The sequence below is a fragment of the Pseudomonas ceruminis genome, assembly GCF_021602025.1.
Taxonomy (GTDB): Bacteria; Pseudomonadota; Gammaproteobacteria; order Pseudomonadales; family Pseudomonadaceae; genus Aquipseudomonas; species Aquipseudomonas ceruminis.
In genome coordinates this window covers 456705-471091 of the sequence record NZ_BQHW01000001.1, presented here as the reverse complement: position 1 = coordinate 471091, position 14387 = coordinate 456705, and the positions used below count along the sequence as shown (strand labels likewise).

The following is a 14387-nucleotide window of genomic DNA, read 5'->3' as shown; positions in this document are numbered from 1 at the left end:
GCAGGGAGGATTTAGCGCTTGCTGTTGGATTTTTGCGGCTCAGGTACCCGATCGCGCCGGCACTTGCAGCAACACCCGCAACCCATCACTGCGGCTGTCGAACCTCAGGTTCCCGGCACAGCGCTGCACGATGGCCTGAACGATTGCCAGCCCCAGGCCACAGCCACCGCTTTGCCCATTGCGCCAGAAGCGCTCGGTCAGGTGCTGCAAGTCGCCCTCGGCAATGCCTGGCCCATGGTCACGGACCATGAACCCCACCTGACCATCGGCCATCTGCACCTCCAGCTCCACCTCGGTATCACCGCCGTGGCGCAGGGCGTTGTCCAGCAGGTTGCGCAAGGCCGCCACCGCCAGCGGCGCAGGCATGCCGAGGTAGATGCGGGTCGCCTCCTCGGGCAGGCGCAGAACGATGCGTCGGTTGTCACCGCCACCGGCATCCTGCACCGCCTGGCGGGCAACCTGTTCGGCGCTGCACTGCACCCCGTCCTCGAACGACAGGCTGCCCTCCACCCGCGCCAGCATCAGCAACTGCTCCAAGGTCCGATGCATGCGATCAGCGCCCTGCTCGGCGTGCTCAAGCGCCTGCTCGCGCACGGTACCGTCGGTCATCCGTGCCACCTGCAGGTGGGTCTTGATGGCCGTCAGCGGGCTGCGCAGCTCATGGGCGGCGTCGTCCGTCAGGCGCCGCTCACGCTCGATGGTCTGGGCAATCCGCAGGAACAGCTGGTTCTGAGTATCCAGCAGCGGTTGCAGTTCGCTGGGCAACCCCGCCACCTGCAAGGGCTCGACACTGTCTGCACGCCTTCGGCGCAGGGCGTCACGCATGCGATTGAGCGGTTCCAGGCCTTTCCCCAGGCCGATCCAGAGCAACCCGAGGCTGCCCAGCAAGGCCATCAGCACCGGCGCCGACGCGGCCAACAGAATCGACTGGTTCAGTGCCTCGCGCTCCATGTGTCGGTCGGCAGTGGTGATGCGCACGTCACCGTGGTTGTAGGTGAAGGTGCGCCATAGCGCGCCATCGATGGTCTGGTCGCGAAAGCCGCTGCGTTCGTCATCCATGGCACCTTCATGCTTGTGGTTGCTGGCGAGGATTTCACCCCGCAGCGAACTCACCTGGCAGGCCATGCCGTCGGGCACGCTGAACTGATCGGCGGAGAAGTGCGCGTCCTCGCCCTTGGCGGTCAACGGTTGCGGCAACTGGTCAACCAGCCCGGCGACCATCCGCGCCGATGCCACCAGGCGCTGGTCGAGGGAGAACATCATCTGCTGGCGCAGGTCGCGCAACATCCACGCAGCCGCCAGCACCCAGATGATGACGAAGGCGCTACCAAGGATCAGGCTCAAGCGCACCCGCAGGCTCATGATGCCGCTTCCTCCGATGCCTGCGCCGGCCCCAGGCGATAGCCCAGGCCGCGCACGGTCTCGACGATGCTGTTGCCTAACTTGCGGCGCAAATGGTGGATATGCACGTTGAGCGCGTTGCTTTCGACTTCGTCGCTGAAGCCGTACACGCAGTCCTTGAGCTGCTCGCTGGAGAGCACCCGCCCGGGGTTTTGCAGCAGGGCCTGGAGCAAGGCCTGTTCACGCCGCGACAAGTCCACCGGCTTACCGCCCAGGGTCGCTTCGCAACTGCTCGGGTCATAGCGTAGCGGGCCATGCTCGATCACGTTCACCGCCCGCCCTGCGACCCGACGCAGCAACGTGTGCAAGCGCGCAGCCAGTTCACGCAAGTCGAACGGTTTGAGCAGATAGTCGTCGGCACCGGCCTGCAGGCCATCTACCCGATCGGTGACCGCGTCGCGCGCGGTGAGCACCAGCACCGGCAGGTCCACGCCCTGCTGACGCAGGCGGCGCAGGAGCTTGAGGCCGTCTTCATCAGGCAGGCCGAGGTCGAGAATCATCACATCGAACTGCGCTGCCTGAAGCATGGCCCGCGCACCGGCGGCGTTGGCCACACGGTCGACGGTCAGGCCCTGGGCGGCAAGGCCGGCGCAGATGCCGCTGGCGATCAGGTCGTCGTCCTCGCAGAGCAGAACGTGCATGGTGGGGGCTCCCGGAATGGTGTGGCTGGCATTGCACTACTGGGGGATTAAGGGGGGATTATGGGCCCTTTCTTGCCGCCAGTGGGCATCACACTCACGGGCGTAACGCGTCAGGCCTGTCGACGTCCTGCAGCACCCCGGCATCCGCCACCTGCAGCCTGACGCAACAGGCCGGGTGTGCCTGTACCAGCGAACGCGCACCTTCATCGCCCGTCAGGCGTGCCAGCGCGGGCCAGAAATCACGCCCGAACAGCACAGGATGGCCGGGTTGCCCGCCATGACAAGGCAGGACGATGGTCGATGCGCCGGCCTCGGCGGCAAGCTTTCGAAGGGTGGCGGGTGCAATCCAAGGCATATCGCCCAACAGAATCGCCACCGCCTGCGCTTCGCTGTCCAGCAGCGAGGCGGCACCCGCCGCCAGGCTATGGCCCAAGCCCAGGGCAAAATCCGGGTTGGAGATGACTCGGCATTGCGCTGGCAAGCCCAGGTCCTCGCCCTGCTCCCCTTCGCGCAACACCACCCGCACGTCATCGAACGCCGTGCAGGCACGCTCGACGCTATGCACCAGCAAGCTGCGGCCGTCCGGCAGGGTAGCACGGCGCTTGTCACGGCCAAAACGCACACTGCTGCCTGCCGCCAACACCAGCGCGACCACGCTCACAGCGCCGCCCGGGCGATGCCATTGCGCATGCGCAAAATGTCCGCCAGCACCGCCAGGGCGATCTCCGCCGGCGTCTTGCTGCCCAGGTTCAGCCCAATCGGCGCATGGATGCGCGCCAGTTCGTCGTCGCCCAGGCCGCCAATACGGTGCAGGCGTTCACGGCGTTTGTCGGAAGTGGCCCTTGAGCCCATCACACCGATGTAGAACGCATCGGTATGGACCGCCTCGAGCATGGCGAGGTCGTCGATTTTCGGGTCGTGGGTCAGTGCAACGACCGCCGTGTCGGCATGGCAACCGCCGTTGGCGATGAATACCGATGGCAGTTCGCGGCGCACCTCGATGCCATCCAGGACCACGCCTTCGAGCACCTCGTCGCGTGGGTCGCAAAGGATGACTTCAAAGCCCATCCCCTTGCCAAATTCGGCGCAGAAATGCGCAACACTGGAATACCCGGCCAACAGCAAGCGCTGGGCGGCCCCCACGCGAATGCGCACGCAACCGCCTTCACGTTCCACCCGCGGGCCGTGGGCAGCATCACTGGCGAGGCGGCGCAGCCCGTGCGGCAGGCTCACCTCGCGCAGCAACCGACGCTGCCCCTGCAGGGCGCCCTGCAGCTCGCGCAGGTGCGCCTGCACCTCGCAGCCTGCCGCCAGATTTTCCACCAGCACCTCAAGCACGCCACCACAGGGCAGGCGAATGTTCGAGCGCGGGTCGCTGCCGTCGCCGTAGCGCACGATGACAACGGGTTCGGGGAATTCGCCCCGGGCCACACGTTCGAGGAAGTCCTCCTCGACGCAGCCACCTGACAACGACCCCACCCACTGCCCGGCATCGTTCACCGCCAGCAACGAGCCCGGCGCACGGGGCGCCGAACCGTAGGTGGCGAGGACCGTGCATAACCATACCCGCTGGCCGCTGCATGACCACTGCAACGCCTGGCGTACGACCTGCAGATCAAGATGCTGCACGGCTTACTCCGCCTTCAGCTCGGCGAGCTGCTGCACGCTCAGGTCACCGGGTAAACCGCCCCAGGCCTGGCGCAGGTAATTGACCATATCCGTCACCTGCTCATCAGTGAGCTTGTTGGCAAAGCCCGGCATGGGCTGCATACGCTCGAAACCGGTGAACTGCTGCTCACGGATACCTTCCAGGATAGCCTTGACCAAGTTACGCGAGTCGCCCTGGCGCAGCACCGTATTGCCCTGCATGGCCACCGCAATGTGCGGCTTGCCCTCGCCTTCGACGCCGTGGCAACCGGCGCAGACGTTGAGGTACTGCTGATGGCCGCGCGTGGCACTGTCGCTGAGCTGGTCCAGGGGCACTTCCTTTATGACCTTCGCTGCGGGCGGCTGTTCACCCAACAGGTACGTGGCCATGGCAGCCAGGTCGGCGTCCTCCAGGTGCTGGGTGCTGTGGTGCACCACCGGGTACATCTCGTTGAACATGCTGCCCTGGGCGCTGATCCCGTGCTTGAGGAAGGTGGTGAGGTCTGGCTGGGTCCAGCCCCGCTCGGCCAGGTCCTGGGCGAGCAGGCTCGGCGCCAGGTAGCCATTGAGCAGGCCGCCCGTCAGGCGCCGGTCCTGCTGCAGGGCGCCGATGGCGTTGCGTGGGGTGTGGCATTCACCACAGTGGCCCATGACCTCTACCATGTACTGCCCACGCTGCCAGGCCGGCCCCTTGCCTTCGGCGGCCTGCAACTGGACGCTCTTGCCGTACAGCATGTTCCAGCCGGCCAGCCCCAGGCGCACATTGAACGGGAAGTCCAGCTGGGTCTGCGGGGCTTGTCGGTTGATGGGCGGCACGGTCTTCAGGTACGCCAGGATCGCGTCGGAATCCTCCCGGGTGATCAGGTGGTACGAGGTGTACGGCATGGCCGGGTAAAGGTTGGCGCCGTCCTTGCGCTTGCCTTCGGTGACCGCCGCGAAGAACTCATCGGCCGTGTAGCGGCCAATACCGTGTTGTTTGTCTGGGGTGATGTTGCTGCCATAGATAGTGCCGAACGGCGAATGGATCGGCAGGCCGCCGGCGAACGGCGCGCCGCCCTCGGCAGTGTGACAGGCCATGCAATCAGCGGCGCGGGCCAGGTACTCGCCGCGCTTGACCAGCGCCTGGTCATCGGCCTGGGCCGCCAGCGCAACGGCAAACCCGAACGCCAAGGCGAAACCGGAACGGACATGCCCCATGCTCACCCCTCCTTGACCAGGCCGAGCTCATTGAGCACCGCGCGGGTCGCGTCGTAGTAACGCACGTAACCGGTACAGCGGCAGATATGATGACCAAGGCTCGCCTCGATGCGGTCTTCAAGCTCGCTCTTGTTCACTGGCTGGCGCTGGGCGCTTTCCACCAGCACCGTGGCCGCGTTGACGAACCCTGGCGCACAGTAGCTGCACTGGAAGGCGAACAGGTCGACGAACTTCTGCTGGATCGGGTTCAGGGTGACGTTGCCGGCCTCATCCTGCGTTGCGTGGCCCTCGATGGTGCGCACCTTCTTGCCGGCAAAGTAATGGGCGCCGGTGATGCAAGTGCGCACTTGCTCGCTGGTACCGTCGGGGTTGTCGACAATCACTACGCAGGCGTGGCAGATGCCCTGCCCACAACCCAGGCGCGAGCCGGTGAGGTTCAGGTGTTCGTGCAGGTAGTCGATCATCGCCAGGTCAGCAGGGACCTCGACCGGACCGACAGGTTGACCGTTGAGGGTCAGTTGAAGCGGACGGTTAGCCATTGAGGGCCTCCTTGATACGGGCTGGGGTAATCGGTAGTTCACGCACGCGTTTGCCAATGGCGTGGGCCACAGCGTTGCTGATGGCCCCTACCACAGGGATCATCACGACCTCGGCAATACCTTTGGACGGGTCGGTCGGCGACAGCGGCGGGAGAATCTCGCTGGTCTGCTGCCACACCGCCACGTCCCTGGCGTGCGGCAGGCGGTAACGGTTGAAGTTCCAGTCACCCTCGCCCGGGCCGCCTTCGTGCAGCGGCATTTCTTCGGTCAGTGCATGGCCGATCCCCATGGCGATGCCACCTTCGAGCTGGCCCTTGACCAGCTCCGGCACCAGTACCCGGCCGCACTCGACCCAACTGTGATGGTTGAGGACCCGGGTTTGGCCAGTACCCTTGTTCACCTTCACTTCGACGAGGGTTGCCACAGGGCTGTAGTAGGTCACCATGGCGTTGTTCAACTGGGTAGCCGGATAGGCGGCATTCTGCCGATCAAGCAAGTGGAAACCGTTGCGGGTCATCTGCGCCTTTTTGGCCGCCGGCGCACCGTCGCCGTACTTCACAGCAAGGGCATCGAGTGGGAACCGCTCGCGCACGCCGTCAATCACGAAGTCAGCCTCAGCCCAGCTCCAGCGGTTGAAACCGTGCACGCTCACACCGGTGACCAGGCCCATTTCGTGGGCTTTTTTCGCAAGCTCAACGAACGGGATCGGCGCCAGGCCGTTGCCCGTCAGTTCGCCGTTGACCCACACGGCGTTTTCGCGGCGCACCACCAAGGGGTTGGCCTGGCCGCCGTAGGGGCCCTTGCGCCACAGCGCCAAAGCGGCTGGCCACAGGCTGTGGTTGAACAGCACGCGTGCCGCTTCGCGGGTGGCGTGGCTGAAATAGAACGCCGAGTTGGTCGCCGACGAGGGCGACGCCAGCCGACCCACCCAGCGCGGGTCGCGTAGCGCCGCGTCCTGCTCGGCCTGGCTCATCAGGTAGGGGTTGCCGCTGGTGGTCAGTTGCAACTCCGGCCACTCGGTGACAGCGGTTGTTACCTCATCGGCCGAGCGGCCTAGAAAATCACTGACCACCAGCGCCTGGGAGGTGGACATGCCCGTGCCCAGCTCAGTGCCGATGTGACGCAAGCTGATGCGGCCATCAGCAGTGAACTCGATACTGGCCATCGGCGCCTCGGACCCGGTACCGAAATCCTTCTGGCAGATGGCAAAACCGACGCCGTACCAATGGTCGGGGTCCTTGGCGTCCATGTCCTGCTTGCGTGCCGCGCGATTGCGCCACCAATCATGGGCAGCAGCCTTGTCGAGAATCTCATGCAGGCGCAGAGCCCCGGCAGGCACCGCGCCCTGGGTGTTCTTCATGCCCGACTTCAGCGCATTGGCCCGGCGCAGGTCGATGGCGTCGACCCCTAGGCGCCCGGCAACCTCATCGACCATCATCTCGGTGGCGGCCATGGTCTGCAGGGTGCCATAACCACGCATCGAGCCGGCCTCGACCCCACGGGAGTGATAGGCAGTGACGGACAGGTCGTTCTGCGGCATGTAGTAGATCGACTGCGCTGCCGTAGCCCCTACTGCGGCGACGGACGGGCTGTAGTTGATGCGGCCACCGCCGTCGCAGCTCATGTCGGCACGGAAAATCTTGAAGCTGTTGTCCTTCTTGTCCACCGCCAGCTGGTAGCGAATGTCGAAAGCATGGCGCTTGATGCCGCTCTGAAACTGCTCATAACGGTCGTTGGCCAGGCGGATAGGTACACCGCCGCCATACAGCGCGGCCACGGCCGCGTAGAAGACGAAGATGTTGTTGTCCTTGGAGCCATAGCCCACGGTGTAGCCGGGGTGCATGTTGAGGGTTTTCAGGACGAAGCGCGACGGCTTGATCATGTGCACGCATTCCTGCGCGGCCTCGAACGGGCACTGGGTAGCAACCACGAAATGCAACGTACCGGTTGCAGCGTCGTACCAGCCATTGCCGTTGTCGGGCTCCAGCGCGGCCGGCTCGATGGACGGCGTCTTGTAGCGCTCGTCGAACACCAGCCAGTCTTCGGGCGGGTTATCCAACTGCTCGCCGATACGCTTGGCGTAGAACAAGCCCTGCTCGGTCAGGTCGCCGTGCAGGTTGGGCTGTTTCGACCACACCGGCTTACGGTTGAGGATGGTGGGGAACAGCATGGAGTTCTTCAGGCTGGAGAACTCGTCTTCGTCGAACGGCGTGGCTCCGCCAACGCGTACGAAGCGGAAGCTGCCATACGGGTCACGCTGGTACAGCGGTGCCTGCTCCCCGTAGCGGATGGCCTGGTCATTGAACTGCAGCTTGCGCTTGGCCTGGCGAAAACGCTCGAAGTCGTGCCAGATCAGGATTGCCACGGGGTGGCCGATGAACATCGGGACCTTGCCGGGTGGCAACAGCGGGTCCGGTGAGTGCGCCTCCGGCCAGGCGATGCCGTCCTCCTCCAGGTCGGCGGCGGTGACGATGCGGTCTGGCTGCAGGTCGGTGCCGAGCCCGTCGAGGTCATAACCGGCGTAGAGGCGATCGGCCTTGGTCGCCTTGAGCAACAGGGCATGGCCTTGTTGTTCAGGCCAGCCCGGCATGTCCTTGGCACGGATGTCACGGGCGAACACCTTGTTGCCGCACACCTTGGACAAGGCGTCGTTACGGAAACGGGCCTTGCCATCATGGTTCATCCACTTCTGCGGCGACGCAGTGACGCGGTCCTCCATCAGCGCGGCGAACGCCTGGCTGCCAAGCGGCGCCATCGTCACACCGACACCGGCGATCAGGCCGCCTTGCAGGAAGGCGCGCCGGGAAATATCACGGTTGGACATGCTTGATCCTCTGGGCAGCACGTTAGCTGCCCATTTTTGATTCTTATGCAGGGGAACTCGGAAGGGGCGAGCGCCTTGACATGGCCAGCCTAAAAAACTGACCCGTGCGTCAACTTTACAGCAATAAAATAGCTTTTGGCAAAGTCAAGCCGACAATATGTCGCGGTGTTTCAAAACCAAGCCTGCGCCGGCAAGCACCGTACCGAACCCGTAGGACCTGCCTGCGTAGGAGCGGGTTAACCTTGGGTTAATCGACCCACGCCAGCATGGGCGCACTTCACGTACTGCCAAGGCGAAGACATGCGCGTTCTCCTGCTCTTCCTGACATTCCTGCTAGCCGGCCCGTTGCAGGCCAACCCGTTCGACGTCAAACCCGACTTCCTGCCGGTCGACCAGGCCTTCGTCCTCACCCAGGACCGCCAGGCCGACGGCCAGATGCGCCTGTTCTTCCAGATCAAACAGGGTTACTACCTGTACCAGAAACGCCTGAAGTTCGATGGCCTGGCCGTCGACCAGCACCCGCAGCTGCCCGCTGCCCTGAACCACCATGACGAATTCTTCGGTGACAGCGCGGTGTACCGCGACCAGCTCGAGCTGCTGATACCGGCCAATGCCCAAGGGCAATTGCGCCTGGGGTGGCAGGGCTGCGCCGATGCCGGCCTGTGCTATCCGCCACAGACCACGGTCATCGACCTGGGCGGCAGCGCCACACCGGTCGCCGATCAGGCCAGTGACCAGGCCCTGGCCAGCGGCCTGCAAAGCACCAGCCTGGCGTGGAGCCTGGTCGCCTTCTTCGGCCTCGGCCTGCTGCTGGCGTTCACGCCCTGCTCACTCCCCATGCTGCCGATCCTGGCCGGGCTGGTGCTGGGTAACGGCGCCAGCGCGCGGCGGGGTTGGCTGCTGGCCGGCGTCTACGTGCTGAGCATGGCACTGGTGTATGCGGCGCTGGGTGTGGTTGCCGCACTGCTGGGCGCCAGCCTGCAGGCCTGGCTGCAGCAACCCTGGCTGCTAGGTAGCCTGGCAGGGCTGTTCGTGGTGCTTGCCTTGCCCATGTTCGGCGCCTTCGAACTGCAACTGCCGGCCGCCGTGCGTGACCGCCTGGACCGTGCAGGGCAAGGCACCCGCGGTGGCAACCTGTATGGTGCGGCGCTGCTGGGCGCACTCTCGGGGCTGCTGCTGGGCCCTTGCATGACCGCGCCGCTGGCCGGCGCGCTGCTCTATATCGCGCAAAGCGGCGATGTGCTGCAGGGCGCGCTGGTGCTGTTCAGCCTGGGCCTGGGCATGGGGCTGCCACTGTTGCTGCTGGTGACCCTGGGCAACCGCTACCTGCCACGTCCGGGCGCCTGGATGAACCGGGTCAAGGGCGTGTTCGGTTTCGTGTTCCTGGCCATGGCCCTGTACACCGTGCGCAGCCTGCTGGCCGCCCCGCTGCTGCTGGCCTTGAGCGGTGCCTGGCTGATCGCCCTGGGCTGGGCTGCCTGGCCAGCGCTGCAGCGCTTGCCGGCTTTGCGAGCGCTGCCGCTGCTGGGCGCCCTGTGGGGCGGCCTGCTGCTGGTCGGTGCGGCGGCCGGTGGCGATGACCTCTGGCAACCCTTGCGTCCGTTCACTGGCGGGGCAACGCCGGTGGCCATGCAACCTGCCGAAGACACCTTCACCACGGTCAGCAGCCCTGAAGCGCTGCAACGTGAGCTGGACGCCGCCAAGGCCCGTGGCCAGTGGGTGATGCTCGATTACTATGCCGATTGGTGCGTCTCGTGCAAGGTCATGGAGAAGCACGTGTTCGCCCGCAGTGAGGTACAGGCCAGTCTTGCTGATGTGCACCTGCTGCGCCTGGACGTGACCGCCGACTCGCCTGCCAGCCGCGCTCTGTTGCAGCGCTACCAGGTGCCCGGCCCGCCCAGCATCATCTGGCTGGGCCCGGAGGGTGAAGAACGCCGCGCCCGGCGTATCACCGGCGAGGTGGATGCGGCCGCATTCCTGCAACACTGGGCCCTGACCAGGAGCCAAGGCTGATGCTGACGGTAACCCTCGGGCCATTGACCATGGCCCTCAATCACCTGTTGATGCTGGCCGCGCTGGGCATCGCCAGCCTGGTCGGCTGGTGGGTTGCCCGCCGTGGCGGTGAAAGCCCGGAGTCGGCGCTGTTCAACCTGTTCCTGGTCGGCCTGCTGTGCGCTCGGCTGGGCTTCGTCCTGGCCTACTGGTCGATGTACCGCGATGACTTGCTGCAGGTCATCGACATCCGCGACGGTGGCTTCCTGCTCTGGTCGGGCCTTGTCGGCATCGTGCTCGCCACCCTGTGGCAGGGTTGGCGCCACCCCGGGCTACGCCGCCCGCTAGGCTGGGCACTCTTCAGTGGCGCCCTGTTCTGGGGCCTGGCCAGCCTGGGCAGCCATCTTTACAGCAAAGGTACCGAGCTGCCCGAGCTGAGCCTGCGCAATGCCAGCGGGCAATCGGTCGCGCTGCACAGCTACCGGGGCAAGCCGCTGGTCATCAACATCTGGGCCACCTGGTGCCCACCGTGCCGACGGGAAATGCCCGTGTTGCAACAGGCTCAGGGCGAGTACCCGCACGTGACCTTCCTGTTCGTCAACCAGGGCGAAACCCCTGAAAACGTGAGCACGTTCCTCGCCACCACCGGGTTGAGCCTGACCCATGTGCTGTTCGACGGTACCGGCCTGCTGGCCCAGCGGGTCGGGTCGATGGCCCTGCCCACCACACTGTTCTACGACGCCGAAGGGCGGCTGATCGGCAGCCACCTGGGCGAGCTGTCCCGGGCCAGCCTGCGCCACGCCCTGGAACCTTTCCAACGGGCCGCCGCGCCCGCCCCTGCCGCACAAGGAAACTGACATGCGATTGACTGCCCTGCTGCCCCTGTCCCTGGCCCTGCTGGCCGCCCCGCTGGTGCAAGCCGATGAGCTGCCCAAGGCGATCCAGCAACTGCAAGCCAAGGGCGCCGTGATCAAGGGCAGTTTCGATGCGCCCAACGGCCTGCGCGGCTATGCCGCCGAGTACCAGAACAACGGCATCGCCCTGTACCTCACGCCTGATGGCAAACATGTGCTGGTCGGCAGCCTGTTCGATGAACAAGGCCAGGACCTCAGTGCCGAGCCGCTGGAAAAGCTGGTGTACGGCCCCATGTCCAAGGCCATCTGGGCGAAACTGGAAAAGACCAGCTGGATCGCTGACGGCAAAGCCGATGCATCGCGCAAGGTCTACCTGTTCAGCGACCCCAACTGCCCGTACTGCAACATGTTCTGGCAGCAGGCGCGGCCGTGGGTAGAGTCGGGCAAGGTGCAGCTGCGCCATATCATGGTCGGCATCATCCGCGAGGACAGCCCGGGCAAGTCGGCGGCACTGCTGGCCGCCAAGGACCCAGCCAAAGCGCTGGAACAGCATGAGAAAGCCGGCAAGGCCAGTACCCTGAAAGCGCTGGACAAAGTGCCAGAGGCGGTGCAGCAGAAACTGGCGGCGAACCTGGCCTTGATGGAAGAAATGGGCTTGCAGGCCACGCCGGCGATCTTCTATCAGGATGAGCAAGGTAACCTGCAAAGCCAGCAAGGGGCGCCGCGGCCGGAGATGTTGGGGAAGATTCTCGGTAAGCGCTGAATGATCAGCCGGCTATATCGGCCTCATCGCCGGCAAGCCGGCTCCCACAGGTATTCCACTGCGCCCATGAGCCGTGTTGTACCTGTGGGCCGGCTTGCCGACGAAATGGGCGCCCAGCGCCCCCGTTTTCCTACATCCCTTCGAGTTCGGCCATAAGGTCACTGAGCCGCTCGACCTTGCCCTCATCCAGCGCAGTGCCCTGCAGCCCACGCACATACTCAGCCAGCTCTTCGACCGTACCGCACTCGAACATCGCCCGCCGTGGGACGTTGAACTGCAAATCGTTGCATCCGCGATGCAATCTGCACGGCAACAGCAAATGCGTGTTTCTTAACTCTCGGCATCTCCTACACATCTCGAAGCACTCATCTTGTGCCTCCTGCCATTAAACGCCGCCTCGCCCCAGCAATCATTTAAAATCAAAACCAAAACACCAAAGAAACTTCTTAAATCAAAGAAATCTTTTTCACATCTAAGAAAAAGAAATTTATTACATGAAATTCAGAAATAACACCACAAAAATAAAGCCTCAGACCTAAGCAAGAAAAGAGTTAAGAACCGTCCTACAGCAATACATTCAATTAAACAAACAAGAAAATCGTAAAGTACTCATCCACCCCCAACAACTCATTGACACAGGTCCGCCAACCTTCTACACCTCTACACGCCCGCACATTTCGGCAACTATAAAAACAAGGAAATATCATGGAAATTCATGGAGGCGGGTGTAATGAGGGTAGTGGTGGCTCCGGTGGTAGCGAAGGTGACGCTATTGACTCCAACGCTTCAGCGACCCTTTAACTAAAACGCGGGCGTGTGGGCGATCTGTTCACGGGCGCCCGCCCCTTGCAGTTGGGGCAACATGAAAACAGTCAGAATTTGCAACTACGAAACTCTCAACTTAGAAGCAGAACCCTTATACATCTGCAAGTATTTATCACCCAACCTGTTCCTCCACATGAATAACGCACATTATCTAAATCTGGAAAGCAGGTACTCCATGCTTTTCCGCAATGACGTTATTGCCAGCCAATTATCTCACATGGTGCCATTCCCATGAAAATGCACTTAACCATCCTCTCACTCAACCCAAGAATAGTAGTCAACATCACAAGAATATTGATCACAGAACACGCAAGGGAACCCACAGCACTTTTATGGTCAGCCATTGCGCCGTGCATACTATTCGTGATCACAACGCAGCAACATCATGCGCCTGGCGCGCCCCCTCCATCTTATACCGGCTCGGCCGCATGGTTCTTTTCATACATTTCCGCAAGCGTCGCTTTTTTTGGGTTCAGCTTTTACTTGATCGGCCGAAGAGAAAGTGGCTTTATTCGATCATTCATTTATCAGCGCGATGCAATTAGGCGTTTCCTGATCGCACACTTCTGCAGCTACTCAATAATTAGCGTTGGCTATGCCTTCCTTTTCTACCTCGCAACCAAACCTCTATACGGCCACTACTCACTGATCGAGCTATCGCGTTTATTGGCATCTTTTTACACTAGCTACCTCTTCTTTACCTGCATCGGACTCGGCATCGCTGCATTGCCAATTAAATTCAGCACTTCCAGCACACTATTTTCGCTGATGTCATTTCTTATGTTGATTTCTGGATATACAGGCGCAGTGCAAGGTCCGGCTACCCCGCACTCGCTGACGCTGCTCAATCCGCTGTACTTGAGCACCAAGCTATTTAACAACGAACTCTCATTGCTCAACAGTTTTTCGGCAGCGCTGGTGTCGGCACTGATCGCACTCTACCTCACAGGACGATATTTCAGAGTCCAGCCCATATGGAGCCGCTATTAAATGACCCTCTTAAAAATAGAAAACCTGAGCTTTCGCCATGACAACAAAACCATCATTGACAACCTGACACTCTCTATCAGAAAGGGCGAAATGCTAGGCCTATTAGGTTGCAACGGTGCCGGCAAAACAACACTCTTCGATCTCATTTGCGGAATAAAAAACGCCACGCACGGCAACATTATCAACCGTTCCCAGCGACCCGCCTATCTCACCCAAATTATTACGCCCCCACCTTTACTACGAATGGGCGAAATCGGCCAACTCATCTGCAACCTTAACTCAAACACACCACCCACTCACTCCGAAATAGTTGCAAGATTAAATCAATGGTCGCCATCACTGTCCAAGCGATATGCTGACATCTCCCCCAAAAAAGCCTCCACGTGCAGTTATGGAGAAATACGCAGCTTTTTTGCCTTAACATTGCTGCTTCTGAACAACGACTTGATCATTCTCGATGAGCCCACCGCGGGCTTAGACCCTGAATTTCGACATTACATATGGCTGGGCATCAACCATGCATGCCTAGAAGGTGCAAGCGTCCTCATTTCTTCGCATTACACAGAAGAGATCACAACCAATTGCCACCGCTTTTACATGCTGGCTAACAGACAAGTCGAAGCATTCAGCAGTGGAGAAGCGTTCATGGCTCGCCACCGCGCTACGTCGCTTGATGAAGCGTTCGTCAATGCCTCATTGTGATAACGTCAACCG

The 14387-nt window shown here is 62.3% G+C and carries 12 protein-coding genes and 1 pseudogene; 5 read left to right on the top strand and 8 right to left on the bottom strand.

Going from position 1 to position 14387, the window contains the following annotated elements; genetic code table 11:
* Window positions 1-39 precede the first annotated feature (39 nt).
* The 7 genes from L6D80_RS01970 to L6D80_RS01940 all read right to left on the bottom strand — a co-directional run bounded on the left by L6D80_RS01970 (window position 40) and on the right by L6D80_RS01940 (window position 8249).
* Entirely contained in the window at window positions 40-1362 is a 1323-nt protein-coding gene (locus tag L6D80_RS01970; RefSeq protein ID WP_054899937.1) for an ATP-binding protein, read from the bottom strand.
* A complete protein-coding gene (locus tag L6D80_RS01965) occupies window positions 1359-2042 on the bottom strand; it encodes a response regulator (protein ID WP_054899938.1) in 684 nt (227 codons plus the stop codon). The genes L6D80_RS01970 and L6D80_RS01965 overlap by 4 nt, the downstream gene beginning before the upstream one ends.
* 94 nt (window positions 2043-2136) lie before the next feature.
* Window positions 2137-2703, bottom strand: a complete 567-nt coding sequence (locus L6D80_RS01960) for a nucleotidyltransferase family protein (RefSeq protein ID WP_176512509.1) — start codon at window positions 2701-2703, stop codon at window positions 2137-2139.
* Complete coding sequence (locus L6D80_RS01955; protein WP_054899940.1) at window positions 2700-3671, bottom strand: XdhC family protein; 972 nt, start codon at window positions 3669-3671, stop codon at window positions 2700-2702. The genes L6D80_RS01960 and L6D80_RS01955 overlap by 4 nt, the downstream gene beginning before the upstream one ends.
* A gap of 3 nt (window positions 3672-3674) precedes the next feature.
* Entirely contained in the window at window positions 3675-4886 is a 1212-nt protein-coding gene (locus tag L6D80_RS01950; RefSeq protein ID WP_176512508.1) for a cytochrome c, read from the bottom strand.
* Window positions 4887-4888: 2 nt separating this feature from the next.
* Window positions 4889-5425 carry a (2Fe-2S)-binding protein gene (locus tag L6D80_RS01945; protein WP_176512507.1) on the bottom strand — a complete coding sequence of 179 codons (537 nt, stop codon included), beginning with the start codon at window positions 5423-5425 and terminating at the stop codon, window positions 4889-4891.
* Entirely contained in the window at window positions 5418-8249 is a 2832-nt protein-coding gene (locus L6D80_RS01940) for a xanthine dehydrogenase family protein molybdopterin-binding subunit (protein ID WP_176512506.1), read from the bottom strand. Before L6D80_RS01940 ends, L6D80_RS01945 begins: the two co-directional genes overlap by 8 nt.
* Window positions 8250-8549: 300 nt before the next feature.
* Here L6D80_RS01940 and dsbD point away from each other — a divergent pair, with 300 nt between their 5' ends.
* From dsbD to dsbG, 3 genes are read left to right on the top strand one after another with little or no spacing between them, the layout of a single operon-like run.
* Window positions 8550-10262 carry a protein-disulfide reductase DsbD gene (gene dsbD / locus L6D80_RS01935; protein WP_176512505.1) on the top strand — a complete coding sequence of 571 codons (1713 nt, stop codon included), beginning with the start codon at window positions 8550-8552 and terminating at the stop codon, window positions 10260-10262.
* Entirely contained in the window at window positions 10262-11098 is an 837-nt protein-coding gene (locus L6D80_RS01930; protein ID WP_054899945.1) for a TlpA disulfide reductase family protein, read from the top strand. The genes dsbD and L6D80_RS01930 overlap by 1 nt, the downstream gene beginning before the upstream one ends.
* 1 nt (window position 11099) lies before the next feature.
* Window positions 11100-11858 (top strand): thiol:disulfide interchange protein DsbG, encoded by a 759-nt coding sequence (gene dsbG / locus L6D80_RS01925; protein ID WP_176512504.1) that lies wholly within the window; start codon window positions 11100-11102, stop codon window positions 11856-11858.
* A gap of 130 nt (window positions 11859-11988) precedes the next feature.
* Here dsbG and L6D80_RS01920 read toward each other — a convergent pair.
* Window positions 11989-12172 (bottom strand): annotated as a pseudogene (locus L6D80_RS01920) (phosphopantetheine-binding protein); the annotation flags it as partial.
* Window positions 12173-12914: 742 nt separating this feature from the next.
* On the opposite strand from L6D80_RS01920, the gene L6D80_RS01915 reads away from it, so the two are divergent.
* The gene (locus L6D80_RS01915) at window positions 12915-13673 is read left to right on the top strand and encodes a hypothetical protein (protein WP_176512502.1); all 759 of its coding nucleotides are present in this window, start codon (window positions 12915-12917) and stop codon (window positions 13671-13673) included.
* Window positions 13674-14375, top strand: coding sequence for an ATP-binding cassette domain-containing protein (locus L6D80_RS01910; protein ID WP_176512501.1), 702 nt, complete (start codon window positions 13674-13676; stop codon window positions 14373-14375).
* Window positions 14376-14387: the final 12 nt, after the last annotated feature.